Source organism: Actinopolyspora biskrensis, from assembly GCF_013408175.1.
Lineage (GTDB): Bacteria > Actinomycetota > Actinomycetes > Mycobacteriales > Pseudonocardiaceae > Actinopolyspora > Actinopolyspora biskrensis.
In genome coordinates this window covers 185883-198697 of the sequence record NZ_JACBYW010000006.1, presented here as the reverse complement: position 1 = coordinate 198697, position 12815 = coordinate 185883, and the positions used below count along the sequence as shown (strand labels likewise).

At 69.0% G+C, this 12815-nt stretch carries 11 protein-coding genes; 8 read left to right on the top strand and 3 right to left on the bottom strand.

Going from position 1 to position 12815, the window contains the following annotated elements; translation table 11 throughout:
- The first annotated feature begins 105 nt into the window (after positions 1 to 105).
- The 3 genes from FHR84_RS16580 to FHR84_RS16570 all read left to right on the top strand — a co-directional run bounded on the left by FHR84_RS16580 (position 106) and on the right by FHR84_RS16570 (position 5481).
- Positions 106 to 3561, top strand: coding sequence for a patatin-like protein (locus FHR84_RS16580; RefSeq protein WP_179536436.1), 3456 nt, complete (start codon positions 106 to 108; stop codon positions 3559 to 3561).
- A 130-nt stretch (positions 3562 to 3691) separates the two neighbouring features.
- Complete coding sequence (locus FHR84_RS16575; RefSeq protein WP_343075306.1) at positions 3692 to 4780, top strand: CPBP family intramembrane glutamic endopeptidase; 1089 nt, start codon at positions 3692 to 3694, stop codon at positions 4778 to 4780.
- 176 nt (positions 4781 to 4956) lie between these two features.
- Positions 4957 to 5481: a general stress protein gene (locus FHR84_RS16570; protein WP_179536435.1), complete on the top strand. Its 525-nt coding sequence runs from the start codon at positions 4957 to 4959 to the stop codon at positions 5479 to 5481.
- Positions 5482 to 5608: 127 nt separating this feature from the next.
- Here the strand turns inward: FHR84_RS16570 and FHR84_RS16565 are convergent, their stop codons facing one another.
- The 3 genes from FHR84_RS16565 to FHR84_RS16555 form a co-directional block, all read right to left on the bottom strand.
- Complete coding sequence (locus tag FHR84_RS16565) at positions 5609 to 6067, bottom strand: CAP domain-containing protein (protein WP_343075305.1); 459 nt, start codon at positions 6065 to 6067, stop codon at positions 5609 to 5611.
- Between the two features lie 1040 nt (positions 6068 to 7107).
- Positions 7108 to 8193 carry a magnesium/cobalt transporter CorA gene (corA, locus tag FHR84_RS16560; protein WP_179536652.1) on the bottom strand — a complete coding sequence of 362 codons (1086 nt, stop codon included), beginning with the start codon at positions 8191 to 8193 and terminating at the stop codon, positions 7108 to 7110.
- Between the two features lie 679 nt (positions 8194 to 8872).
- Positions 8873 to 9301 carry an NUDIX hydrolase gene (locus FHR84_RS16555; protein ID WP_179536433.1) on the bottom strand — a complete coding sequence of 143 codons (429 nt, stop codon included), beginning with the start codon at positions 9299 to 9301 and terminating at the stop codon, positions 8873 to 8875.
- Positions 9302 to 9446: 145 nt separating this feature from the next.
- Here FHR84_RS16555 and FHR84_RS16550 point away from each other — a divergent pair, with 145 nt between their 5' ends.
- From FHR84_RS16550 to FHR84_RS16530, 5 genes are all read left to right on the top strand, one after another.
- The gene (locus FHR84_RS16550; RefSeq protein ID WP_165633387.1) at positions 9447 to 9608 is read left to right on the top strand and encodes a hypothetical protein; all 162 of its coding nucleotides are present in this window, start codon (positions 9447 to 9449) and stop codon (positions 9606 to 9608) included.
- Between the two features lie 161 nt (positions 9609 to 9769).
- A complete protein-coding gene (locus tag FHR84_RS16545; protein WP_017976408.1) occupies positions 9770 to 10339 on the top strand; it encodes a PH domain-containing protein in 570 nt (189 codons plus the stop codon).
- Between the two features lie 169 nt (positions 10340 to 10508).
- Positions 10509 to 11387: a PHP domain-containing protein gene (locus tag FHR84_RS16540; RefSeq protein ID WP_246300716.1), complete on the top strand. Its 879-nt coding sequence runs from the start codon at positions 10509 to 10511 to the stop codon at positions 11385 to 11387.
- Between the two features lie 97 nt (positions 11388 to 11484).
- Positions 11485 to 12318, top strand: a complete 834-nt coding sequence (locus FHR84_RS16535) for a PD-(D/E)XK nuclease family protein (protein ID WP_179536432.1) — start codon at positions 11485 to 11487, stop codon at positions 12316 to 12318.
- Positions 12319 to 12321: 3 nt separating this feature from the next.
- Complete coding sequence (locus FHR84_RS16530) at positions 12322 to 12771, top strand: hypothetical protein (RefSeq protein ID WP_246300679.1); 450 nt, start codon at positions 12322 to 12324, stop codon at positions 12769 to 12771.
- Positions 12772 to 12815: the final 44 nt, after the last annotated feature.

The window sequence follows — 12815 nt, the reverse complement described above, 5'->3', positions numbered from 1 at the left end:
GTGGTGCGTTCGGCCGAATCGCCCGGTCGGCAGTTCCCGCCCGGTCCGTGTGAAGGGTAGTTTGCGGGTCGCAACCGGTCTTGTCGATCGAGGGGCGGGTCCGAAGTGTCCAGCCACGAGTCGAATTCGCGGTCCTCCCGAGAGCTGCGTCTCGCGCTGGCGCTGCGTGGTGGGGCCAGCATGGCCGTGTGGATCGGGGGAGCCGTGGCCGAGACGGACCGGCTGCGGCGTTGGGTCTCCCACCAGGAGGAGCGGGAGTCGGGCCCCCGCTCCCGGCACCCCTGGGCCGCGCTGGCCGAACTCGCCGGGTACGACTCGGTCGAGCTGGACGTGCTCGCCGGAACCTCGGCCGGCGGGCTCAACGCCACGCTGCTGGCCACATCGCTCGTCTACGGGATGCCGTTCGGGGTGATGCGGCGCGCGTGGATCAGGTTGGCCGACCTGGAGGCCATGGCACGTCCCGTTCCCCGTCCCTGGGAACCCCGCCCCGAGTCGCTGCTGGAGGGTGACGGCTACTTCCGCGCCGAACTGGACGAACTGCTGGCCGAGGGGATCGGGAACGGCTCCGACGAGGAGTCGGTCCGGCGGGTGGAGCTGCTGTTGACGGCCACGCTGCTGGACCCGGTCTCCGAGCGGCATTTCGACGCGGCGGGCACGGAGTTCGGCAAGGCACGTCGCCAGGCGATGTTCCGGTTCAGGCACAGGGGGCGGCCGGGGGAGCCGCTCAGCGATTTCGGTTCCGCGGAGCGGCCGGCGGACACGGCGCGGCTGCTCGCCCAGGCGGCCCGCACCACGTCCTCTTTCCCGTTCGCCTTCGAGCCCGCGGTCTTCCGGTCCACGGCCCGCGACGACGCGGAGCGCGGGAACGGAACCCGCACGGCGGACGGTTCCGCGGTGGACAGTGCCTCCGGATCGCCCAACATGTACGGGAGGTTCTCCGAGACGACCTGTTCGGACGGTGCGCGCTTCCGGGCCATGGACGGCGGGGTGCTGGACAACATACCCGTCACGGCGGCGGTCGAGGCGATACGGCAGGTCGAGGCGGACACGCCCACGGAACGGTGGCTGCTCTACCTCAACCCCGAACCGGACCCGAAGGAGCCCTCCGAACGCACGGCCGGTTTCGCACGCGCGGTCACGGCCACGGCGCTGCGGGCGAAGCTCGGGCAGGAGAGCCTGCTCACCGACATCGAGGCCATCGAAGAGCACAATCGCCGCGCGCGCAAGGCGGCAGGCAGGCGCGATGCCGTTTTCACGGAGCTGGCCGATACGCCGCGTCCGGACCGCTGGGGCTGGCTGAACGCCCGCATGAGCGCGGTTCGCGTGGAGCACGCCGAGCGGTTCGCCGAAGCCCGTGCCGAGAGCGTGTACGAGCTGCTGACGGCTCCGAAGGACACCGCGGGGACCCCGCTGCTGGGCCCGCTGCCCAAGCAACCGCTGCTGGACTGGCCAGCGACCGCCTGCACCGGGTTGCGCGAACGACTCGTGCACCACCACCGCGGCGAGGCTTTTCGGCGCCCGGCCGAGGTCTTCGGCGACTCGGACACGCTGCTGGCCGCGGTGGACGAGTGCCTGCGCTGGACCCGCGAGCTCGAAGCCCACTGTGCGCTGCCCACGGAACGTTTCGGCGTGCTCAAGGGGAGCCTGTACCGGTTGCGCGCCGTCTTCGAGACCCTGGAAGGGTACGCCGCCCGCTGCTGGGTACACGCGGCGCGCACCGAGCCGGTCTTCGTCCGGGCCGAGCTGGACGGCTGGATCGGGTGCGTGTGGCAGCGGCGGTACCGGCTGCAACACGCTCTTCCGTCCCCGATGGGGGCGCTGCTGGACCCGCTGCTGGACAGCGTTCCGGCCGAGGAGCCGGGCTTCGGCGCGGTTTTCCAGCGACGGCTGGCCGACTTCGCGGCCGAGCTGTCCTCCGTCGTGGAGTCGTCGGGTTTCGAGGCGGCCGATTCCGACACCGGGGTGGACCCGGTCGCCGAGGGCTGGGCGGTGCTGGACCGTCTCGCGGGAAAGGTGCTGGAAGCCACGAGCGAGGAAGGTCTCGCGGACCTCGACCGGGTGACGCGCGCCTTCCTGGAAACCGCCTCCGACGGGGACGCGGCGTGGTTGCTGCGCGCGCTGGTGGTCATCGGGGTCCCGCTGGGTGTGGGGGACGGCGACGAGTCGCGGGTGCTGCTGCACCGTTTGGCCGGGGACCAGTCCAGCCCGTTGCCGTTCACGGCGCTGCGCGACGGGAACGGCCGGATCCCGGTTCCGGACAAGGTCCGGGGCTCTGGGATGGGGAACTTCGCGGCCTTCCTCTCGGCCAAGTGGCGGGCCAACGACTGGATGTGGGGACGGCTCGATGCCGTGGCGAGCATCGTGGAGATGCTGATCGAACCGGGGCGGTTGCTCGGGCACGGTGCTTCCGGTGCTTCCCGGACGGGTGACGAGCTCCAGGCGATCCTGTGCGAGCCCACCACCGCCGAGCTCGGGGAGATGGACGAGTCCACGACCAGGCAGTGGCGCGAGTTCCTCACGGAACGCTGGGCCGAACGCTCCGGTGCGGTGCGGGCGGAGCTGGAGGCCCTGTTCGCGAACCCCGAGGACGAGCACCCGTTGAGGGCCACCAGAGCGGCCGTGACGGAGCGCTTGCAGTGGACCGCCGTGGCCGAGGAACTGCCGTTCGTGGAGGCGGTCGCCTCGGGAGCCGACCCGGCTGCGAGCGACGTGCCGATCAGGCGTGACCCGCGCGCGCTGGACTCCGCGGTGCGGAGCTACGACGTGGGCAAACAGCGCTGCGACGACCTCGCCGAGGACCGCACGGCCTCGATGGCGACCCGGTTCACCCTGCTGGCCCACCGCGCTCTCCTGCCGCGGTGGAGGGGTTTTCGCGGCGTGCTGGCGGCGCTGGCCGTGACGGTCGCGAAACCCGTGCTCCTGTTGATCGCTTTCGGGCTGGCCGCTCCGCGCCGCGCCGCGGTCTGCGTGATGACCGGTGCGGCCGCGACGGTTCTCGTCGGGTCGGCCGACGAGGACGGGGTGTGGGGCTGGCTGCGGCTCTACGAGCTCTCCGGCACGGGGGTCGGGGTGGTCGGCGGGACGGCCGCCCTCCTCGCCGTGCTCGCGGCCGCCCGCTGGGGGTGGTTGTCCGTGCCACGTTCCGGTTCGAACGCCACGCGCTGGCTCGGCGCACTCGTGGCCGGAGGGCTGTTCGCGGCTCTCGGCTACTGGGCGCTCGGCGCGGGACCGCGGCTGGGGCCGCTCGGTGTGTCGTTCGTGGCCGTGTGGATCGTCTGGTACGCGAGCTTCGCCTTGCGGAAGGGCGGCAGGATCGCCGCGACGGTGCTCGCTCTGGTCTCGTTCGGGACCACGCTCGGCGTGGCGATCGCCTTCGACTGGTCGGTTCCCGGCTGGATGACGCTGGCCGCGGTCTCGACGGCTTGGGCGCAAACCCTGCTGCTGAGCATCGCCGACGTGCTCCGCCCGCGTCCGCGGGCGCGGGGCGGGCTCGTCGGCGGGAGCCGAGCAGCCACGGTGCGGACCTCCGAGACCAGCGGGGTGGGAGCCGGCAGCGGGTGACCCGGAGGTGCTCGGGCGGGCACGCCACCGGCGCGGAATCCGCCGGTGAGTCCGGTTCGCACGCCGCCCGGTTGATCACTCTCCCGGGTGTATCGGGTGAGCGGAGCGGGAGCGGGCCTACTATTCCGGTGTGTCCGACCATTTCGCACGCGCCGACCAGCCAGGAGCCGCAGGGGAGGAGCACCCGCTCGCGGCGGAGCCCCCGCCCGCTCGAGGGGTGGTCCGGGCGGCACCGGGAACGCCGTTCGACATGCTCGCGCGCAATCCGGCGCACCGCTGGTGGCGCCCGCTGGTGACGCTGCTGGTCTTCGCCGGAACCACCGCGGTCGCGTTGATCTGCACGACAGTGCTGTTCGTCGGCACGGTGCTGGTGGGGATGCCCACCCGGGTGCTGCGTGTCGTGTCCGATCCGGCGCTGAGCCCCGAGGACTTGTTGCGCGATCCGTTGCTGATGCTGTTCTTCAGCTTCGCGTTGCTCGTGGCGCTGATTCCCGCCGCCGTGCTGACAGCTCGCTGGACTCAGCGTCGAAACCCGGCGAGCCTGGTGAGCGTGGTGGGCGGCTTCCGGGCCGGTTGGCTCGGTGCGGCTCTGCTGTGGGGGCTGCTCGTCTTCGGCACGATGTTCGGCGTCAGCCTGCTGCTCCAGGTGTTCGCGGGGATCCCCCTCCTCGAGGGGTTTCCCGGCTGGTGGTCGTACTCGTCGATCGTGCTGATAGCCGTGATCGTCGTGCCGGTGCAGAGCGCGGCCGAGGAGCTGGTTTTCCGCGGGCTGCTGCTGCAGACCCTCAACGCCTGGTTCCGGGTGCCGTGGTTGGGCATCGTGGTGTCCTCCTTGGTCTTCCTGTCCGGGCACGGGTACACGGATCCCGCGGTGTGGGCCGAGTTGTTGTTGATGGCCGGGGCCATGTGCTGGCTCAGCATTCGCACCGGAGGTCTGGAAGCGGCCATCGCGCTGCACGTGAGCAACAACAGCCTGAGTTTGTTCATAGCGGGGCTGTCGGGGGTCCCCGGTGTCGAGCAGGGCGGGAACTACCCGCTCGCCCAGGTGGCGCCCCTCATGGTCGCTGTCGTGGTGTACACGTGGCTGGTGGACAGGAGCGCGGCTCGTCGCGGTCTGTACACAGTCGTCGGGGGGCGGGAGCCGATCCATCCGGTGACCCTGCGTCCCCGGGGCTCCTCGCGGGCTGAATCCCGCGCGGCGGAGGGGGTAAACTCGTAGCCGACAGGACATTCGGCAGGTTTCGGACCGAGCCATGGCGAGCATCCTGGGGTGCGGTCGCGCCAGCGGGTCGTGCTCGAGTGGTGGCAGGCCCGGTGTCTCCGGCCGTGTCCGCCCGGCGAGCAGTACGCACGACGTCCAGTGCTCGGACGTCGGCCGTAACGGAGGTGTCTACGGTGAGCAGCCCGTTTTCCGGCTCCGCCCGGTCAACCCAGGGGCTACCCAGCTTGCCCACCCCGCCGACAGGTTGGCCCATCGGCTCCTACGGCACCTACGAGGAGGCCCAGCGAGCCGTTGACCACCTCGCGGACCACGATTTCCCCGTGCAGGAAGTCACCATCGTTGGTGTCGATCTGATGCTCGTCGAACGCGTGACGGGGAGGCTGACCTGGGCGCGTGTGTTGGGCGGTGGCGCCGCTTCGGGGGCGTGGTTCGGCCTGTTCGTCGGGTTGATCATGGGGATCTTCTCGGCGCAGAACGCCTGGCTGGGGCCGTTGTTGTTCGGGCTGGGGGCCGGTGTGGTGTTCGGTCTGATCTTCGCGGCCGTCACCTACGCCTCCACGAGGGGGCGGCGGGACTTCTCCTCCTCGAGTCAGATAGTCGCGGGGCGCTACGACGTGCTGAGCCAACCCAGCCATGCCGAGCAGGCGCGGGACATGCTCGCCCGGCTCGCGATGGGAGGACCTGCCACGCAGCAGTAGCACCACGCAGCGGTGGGGAACCGTGCCGGGACCCGCTAGGGGAGGGGAAGCCGCTCCCGAGACGGTGGGAGGCTCCGCCGGCCGAGCACCATGCCGGGGGCGGACGGAGAACCTCGACGAGGTGCGGTCAGTCCCGCGGATCACTGCTGCCGAAGAGCTGCGTCCAGTAGTGTCCCCACTCGCTGTCCGGGTTCGCCGCGTGGCCGACCCCGAGCTCGGTGAAGGAGCAGTTCAGGATGTTCTTCCGGTGCTGAGGGCTGGTGCTCCACTGGGCGAAGGTCGCGGAGGCGCCCGCGTTGCCCGCGGCCACGTTCTCGCCCACGTACGAGGACGGGTAACCCGCGCGGCGCGCTCTGGTTATGTGGTCCGTGCCCCTGCTCCCGATGTGCCCCAGGTAGTCGTTGCGGGCCATGTCGGTGCTGTGCCGTTGGGCCGTTCGGGTCAGCGACGGGTTCAACCGGACTCGCGGACAGCCTGCGCCGGCTCTGGCCCGATTGGTCAGCTCCAGTATCCGCTCGGCTCCACCCGTCGGTTGTTCCGCACGGGTGGTGGTCCCGTGGGCCGGTACGGGCAGGAGCAGTGTCACGGGGACGAGGAGAAGGAGTATCCGACTCGGTTTCGCTTTCATGCGAGTGCCTTTCCGCGTTCGTGTGGGGCTCCTCCGGATTGTCTACAGCACCGGCACCGGCGTTGTGCCGTGCGTTCTCCACCGTGCGACGCGCGGCGCGGAAAAACCACTCGCTCAGGGGAAAGGGCAGTTCGGAAGCCGTCCGAGATCCGCGTTTTCGGGATCGCGTGCCCCCCGGGAGGCCGGGAGCCCACCGGGGGCGCGCTCGATGATGTTCTCCGGGGCGGTCTGCGTGGCGGACCCCCTCGCGGGCTCGTGAGCGGGTGCCCCGGCAGCGGGCAGCGGCCCGCACGAGGCCGGGACCGTCCTCGCGAGAGCCCCACGGAAGACCCCGCGGCGGTGCGGGCTGATCGGACGGTGTGCTTCGCCGCCGCCCGCGTCGAGGGAAAACCCCCGACTCGGCCAACGAGCCGATAGGAAAAGTTCTCAGATCTGATTGGCGATGATCAGGAACAGCGTGAGGATCCAGCCGTTGATCAGCGTGAAAAGCACGGCGGGTTTGTTGGTCACCAGACGGGACATGACATTCCTCCCAGTGCGCAGCTCGAAACGGAAACCGCGTCCGGACGGAATCGACGGACGCGCGGAATTCGCCGCACGATGTGGCCCGTGGTGCTCCCAGAATCAGTGTGCCGAGAGTTCGGCGCGCGTGCTCGTGGGAGCCACGTTCCACACCGCGCCGGGTTTTCGCTGGTGCCTTACGTCCCGGGAGGTTCGCCGCCGGTGAGGTGAATCCAGTTGTCGTTCGCCGGTGGCCGTCGAAACCCGTTCCGACGTCGCCTGCGGCGGGTTCGCCGGCTTTCCGGTTCCGGTGTCGCGCATGATTCCCTCCCAACCGCGATCGTCGTTTTCGTGCCCGGGCCGGGGTCGCGTGAGCCGGGCTGCGTGAACGAACCGCACGTGGTCGTGTGCCGGCGTGGCCGCGCACCGGGCGGCCGGTCGTTCCGGCGGCCCTGACCGTGCTGTCGTCACGCCCCCGCTGTTCGTTACTCCCGGGGTCACAACCAGTTGTTCCTTCTGAAGATCTTGAACAGCATGACGCAGGCCAGCATCATCACCAGCAGCGTCACCGGATAGCCGAAAGTCCACTGGGTCTCCGGCATCTTGTCGAAGTTCATCCCGTAGATACCGGCGATCATCGTGGGTGTCGATATGATGGCCACCCAGGCCGATATCTTGCGCATGTCGGTGTTCTGCTGCAGCGTGATCTTCGCGAGGGTCGCGTCGACCAGCGTGGTCAGCAGCTCGTCGAAGGAGGCCACTCGCTCCGAGACCGTGGCGAGGTGGTCCTCCACGTTCCTGAAGTAGGAACGCACCTGGTCGGGGACGTGTGCCGTGTATCCGCCCGCGAGCCGCTGCAGTGGCTGCGACAGCGGCATGACGGCCCGGCGCAGTTGCATGACCTCGCGCTTCATCAAGTAGATCTGCTCGGCCTCTATGCTCGTGCGTGGTGCGAACACCTCGGTCTCGATCGAGTCGATGTCGTCCTGAACCGACTCGGTGACCTCGAGGTAGCTGTCGACCACGTGGTCGGCGATGCCGTGCACCACCGCCGCGGGACCCAGCGCCAGGTGGTCGGGGGACTGTTCCAGTTCGTTGCGCACGCGGGTCAGCTCGGCCTGCTGCCCGTGCCGGACGGTGATCACGAAATCGCGCCCGAGGAAGATCATCAGCTCGCCGCTCTCGACGATATCGCTGTTGGTCGCCCGCGCGCGGTCCGGAACGTAGCGCACCGTCTTGAGCACCATGAACAGTGTTTCGTCATAGCGCTCCAGCTTGGGGCGCTGGTGGGCGTGCACGGCGTCCTCGACGGCGAGCTCGTGCAGCCCGAAGGTCTCGGCCACTCCGTTTATCTGCTGCTGGTCCGGTTCGTGCAGTCCGATCCAGACGAAACCGCCGTGCCGTTCGCGCACCTCGGTCATGGCCTGCTCGTGCGTCCACTCGCCGGGGAGCCTGACCCCGTTCACGTAGACCGCGCAGTCGACGACCGGAGTGGAGCGCTTCGACGCCGTGGAAACCGAACGGCTGCGGTGGCCGTTGCGTGTGGACCTGTTGCGCAGGCCGAGCGCAGGAATGCTGAACACGGGGACCTCCGGGGTGGGACACGTCGCGAGTTGCCGCACGACGGGAATCGGCGTCACGTGCGCGTCCCTGCCGGATCCCGACCGGTCACCGGCCGGCGAGTTCGGCGGATCAACCCGCGTTCGCGGGAACCCCCGGTCCTTCTTCGAAGCTGATCTTCCCGGCGGGGACGCGGCCGGTACTGCAAGGCGATGCACTGTCCGCGCTGCTGCCTTCCGCGGTGTTCGGCACGTATCCTCACCTCCAATCAGCTCGGCTGCGGGGGACGGCGGTCCGTCGACGACCGCCCGGCCATCCTACTCGTCCGGTGCTTCTCGGTGCGAAGCGGTGTGTTGGGACTTACCCGTTCCCGGTGGGGCGGGGCTTCGGCTTCGCTCCGGCGGAGTCGGCCCCTCGTTTCCGGGGCTCCGTCTCGGGCGGTGCCCCGCGATCTCCAGGAGGCGAGCCGGGGGCGGCGGTGCGGGGTGCTCCGGGGCGGTGGCTCCGGAGGGGCACACGACCCAGTGGGCGGAGTGAGCACTCCGGGCATCCGGTGGCGCACGACTAATGCTTTCGAGTGATAGTTGTTGGATTCGCCGGGGAAGCGCGCCAGTGTTGTGATCAGCAGCATCCCGCGATGTCAACAACACGTGCGTGAACTTCTGCTGATCTTCACCTGAAAAGGGGGTCCGATTGTTCAGGTCAAAGGTCCCGGGGAAGCTGGTTCCACTGGGAGAGCAGTTCGGGGAGTCCGGCGGTTAGCTCACCCGATCGGGCGAGTGTGGTGAATGTCGCAGCATCGGTCCACATTGCATCGGCAGCGTCGTCACCTGCGCGAAGTTCGTGGTTCAGGGGCCGGCAGGAGTAGTCCACTATGTAGTAGGACTGCTGTGATCCGGATCTCGTCAGCCGCCCGACGACCGGTCCGACGGCGACGGTGAGCCCGGTTTCCTCGGCGATCTCGCGCCGCAGCGCGACCGGGTCGCTCTCGCCGTCCTCGACCCGCCCTCCGGGGAGGGACCACTTGCCCTGACCAGGTTCGTTGGCTCGCTGAATCAGCAGCAGCCTGCCGTTCCGGTCATGTATCACAGCCCCGACGCAGCGGATCGGCGAAGCCTCGAAGTCCCTCATGGACACGCAGGGTAGCGATTCCGGCGCCGGTGCCACGTTACTGACCCAAGTGCGCTAAAAACCTGCCGTACAGGCATTGAGTGCGGTACAACGGATCAGCAGGTTTCAGCACTAGTACAGGTCAGTCCAGACGGGGTGCGTGACAGTGAACATCAAGAAGATCCTCACTTGGGCCGGGATCGCGTTCCTCTTGTTCTTCCTCATCTCGGCGCCATCTCAGGCGAGCGACGTGGTCAACGGCATCCTCGCGAGTCTGCAGCAGGCGGCTGAGGCGGTGATCACGTTCATGCGCAATCTCTTCGAGTGAGTGAGCGGAAGGCTTCGCTCGTCGATCGGGCGCTGTCCGGCGCGGACGTTCACGGTCCGGTGGAGTCGGTTCAGCGAGGCACAGCCCGGCTCGGGGTCGGTACCGAGATCGTCATGCCGGCCCCGTGAGAGGCAAGAAAACGAGCCACGAGGGTGGTTTCCATGTTCGCACCGAGGGATCCGGGGGAGTACCTACTCGACACCGAGCGGCGTGTGATCCGGGTTCGCAGGCATTGGGCGTGTCTCGTGTGGGACATCTTCGAGGCAGCCGGGTTGTTGCTCGGAGTGATGATGATCTCCGTTCTGCTGCCCGAGGGGAACTGGTTGCTGCAGAACGTCCTCTGGTACGGAGGGCTGTTCGTGCTGCTGCGCTTCATCTACCAGGTGTTGGACTGGTACGTGGAGCGGATCGTGGTCACGGACAAGCGATTCATGATCACTGAGGGGATCTTCACGACTTCCGTTCAGATGATGCCCGTGACCAAGGTCACCGACCTGACCTACTCGCGCAGCATTCCGGGAAGGTTGTTCGGGTACGGAACGCTGATCGTCGAGTCGGCGGGACAGATCCAGGCGCTCAACCGGATCGAGTACCTGCCCAATCCGGAAGAGGTCTTCGACGCGATCTCCTCGTTGGTCTTCGGGGAGAAGAAGGCCCAGCAGGACCGCTTCTCGATGCTCAAGGCCCGCAGGGCCGCGGTCGGGAGAGGCAGGGCCAAGCTGACCGAGTGACTCCACCGATGTCTTCCGTTCGGGGCGTGGCAGGACTTCGTCGCCCCGGTTCGCGTGGCGGCACGGGTGGTGGAGCCTCCAGCGCCCCCGGGAGCGGGTGCCCCGCTCCGGGGCGCTCCGCCGGTAACTTCCCGGGTGCGGCTCCCCGGCGACGGAAGTATCGGTCACACTGTCGGATGTGCGAATAGACCTGCATGTGCATTCCACCGAGTCCGACGGCACGGACAAGCCCGCCGAACTCGTCCGGACCGCCGTCGAAGCCGGACTCGACACCATCGCGTTGACCGATCACGACACCACCGCGGGGTGGCGGGAGATCGAGCGGGCGGTGCGCGAGCAGGAGCGCACGTCCCTCCGCGTGGTGCCCGGGGCGGAACTGTCCTGCAGCAGCGACGACGGCCACGGCGGAAGCGTGACGGTCCACCTGCTCGCCTATCTCTTCGACCCCGGATCACAGGCGCTGGCCGACGAACAGCTTCGCCTGCGCTCCGAGAGGCGCGGCCGGCTGGAGCAGATGGCCCGCAGGATGGCCGCGGACGGCTTCCCGGTGGATCCGGACGCCCTGATGGCGGGGTTGCCGCCCGACTCCCCCGGAGGACGCCCGCATCTGGCCAGGGCCCTCGTCGAGGGCGGAAGCGTGGAAACGGTTACCGAGGCTTTCGACGAGTACCTCCGCACCGGAGGCCCCTACTACCTGCCGCGCACCGACACCCCGGTGGAACGTGCCATCGAGATGATCACCGAGGCCGGCGGTGTCACGGTCCTGGCCCATCCCTTCGCGGCTTCCAGGGGGCGATCCGTCACGGAGGACGTGATCGCCGACCTGGCCGATCGCGGTTTGAGCGGTGTCGAGATCGAACACCCGGACCACGAGGACAAGGCGCGCGGGAGGTTGCGCGGACTCGCCGCCGAACTGGGACTGGTTCCCACGGGAGGCAGCGACTACCACGGAACGAACAAGAGCACAGCCATGGGAAGCCGGCTCACCGAAGCTCAGTCCCTGGAGCGACTGACGGAGGGGTGCACCGGCAGCGCGATCATCGGTTGAAGCGGTGCTCCTGCCCCGCGTCCTACCCGGCGGGGCGTGGGAGAGCGGCGGGGGCTGGAAGCGGTACACATCCGGTGGACTGCGTAGTGTTGGACGCGTGCAAGGGCAACTCGCCTTCTACGGCATTCCGGACAGACTGGTGCGGGTGACCCCGGCCAAACTGGCCGCGTGGTCGAACTGTCCGCGCCGATACCGGTTCGGCTATGTGGACACCCCCCGGCCTTCCCGCGGTCCCGCCATGGCCCACACGACCCTCGGCGCCGTTCTGCACAACGCGCTGCGCGTCCTCTACGAGCTGCCGGTGGGGCAGCGCACTCCGTCGCGGGCGCGGGAGCTGGTGCGTGAGCACTGGAAGAACGACGGTTTCGCGGGGCCTCGGCAGTCCGGTGATTTCATGGCGCGTGCGCAGGACTGGCTGGCGGAGTACGTCGAGCGGTGGGGGACGGCCGCGAAACCGGTTGGTGTCGAAAAATGGGTCAGCGCGACCACGGGTACGATCATCGTGCAGGGTCGTGTGGACCGTGTCGACGAACGCGACGGTGAACTCGTGATCGTCGACTACAAGGCGGGCAGGCGTCCGCCCGAGGTCGACGACGTGCGGAAATCGCAGGCACTGGCCCTGTACGCGCTGGCGCTGCAGGGGATGTCGCACACCCGGTGCCGTAGGGTCGAGCTGCATCATCTCCGCACCGCCGAGGTCGTGGGGTGGCGGCACAGCACCGGTTCCCTGGCGGAGCACCGTGAGCGGGCCGAGGAGCTCGCCCGTGAGTTCGAGGAGGCGACCGCCGCGGTCGAGGCGGGCGCGGATCGGGAACGGGCGTTTCCCGCACGGCCCGGTGGTCAGTGCGCGGCGTGCGAGTTCCGGAGGCACTGTCCGGAAGGGCAGCGAGCCACCCCGGAGGTCGACCCCTGGGCGCTGCTGGGGGAGTGAGTCGTGCAACCGATCGAAGCCGGTGAGGACGAGGCAATGCGGGCATCATCTGGTCAACCTGCCGAGGACGTCGCGGCGGGGGCGCGTGGCACGGAGGGACTCGGGGAGATGTCCACGCGGCCTTCGATCGAACCGCCCGCGCACGTGGGGTCCGGAGGGGACCCCGCACGGGGGGGCGGTTTGATGGGAACGGTGCTGCGCGGGGTGACCGGAGCTCTGGCCGCCGGGCTGCTGGTGCTGGCGATGACCCTGACCGGGGTCCAGCTCTGGGGGCTCGGCAACGGCGGTATCGGCCCGGGGTGGATCATCGTGTGCGGGCACTGGGTTTCCGCGTTCGTGGCGCTGTTCCTGCAGGTTCGCGCCGATCGCGGGCGAACTCCGGCGAACGCGCTCCAAGCGCTCGGCGCCGCTCTGGTCGTGCTCGCGAGCCTGACCTACTGGTGGTGGCTCTGATCGGGTTTTGCTCGCCCCTCGGCGGGGTGCCCGATCGGCGGAAC